This window comes from Microcoleus sp. T3_D1, assembly GCF_036700405.1.
Taxonomy (GTDB): domain Bacteria; phylum Cyanobacteriota; class Cyanobacteriia; order Cyanobacteriales; family Microcoleaceae; genus Microcoleus.
The window spans coordinates 7,917-8,301 of sequence record NZ_JAUBOV010000143.1 but is presented as its reverse complement, the minus strand read 5'-3'; the positions used below and the strand labels follow the sequence as shown (position 1 = coordinate 8,301).

General features: G+C 46.2%; 1 pseudogene. It reads right to left on the bottom strand.

What is annotated here, in order from left to right:
* Positions 1-146: pseudogene (locus QT992_RS32330) on the bottom strand (photosystem II D2 protein (photosystem q(a) protein)); the annotation flags it as partial.
* Between the last annotated feature and the right edge of the window lie 239 nt (positions 147-385).

Sequence of the window (385 nt, the reverse complement as noted above, 5' to 3'; positions counted from 1 at the left end):
AACCAGCCACCGATGGCTAGGTAGGCGCAGGGGAATAGCAGGATGCCAGACCAGCCTACGAAGACGAAGCGATCGCGCTTGAGCCAGTCGTCGAGTACATCAAATATGCCTCTTTCGGTCTGGGCGCGTCCGACTGCGATTGTCATTACGCAAATCTCCAAATGGATATAATTACAACGGACGTTGTTCTAGTCACAACTTCCCACCTCATACCTCTGCTGTAGCATAAAATGAGTGGATTGTGAATATAATTTACGTTTCTTTACCGCTGATGATGATTATAAAGGGAAATCTTTACAATAGCAAGAGCGAATTTTAAGTTTTGAGTAAGTTGGTAGTTCTGACGGGCAAGGCAATAGATCAACTGGGTTTCGGAGCGATCGGG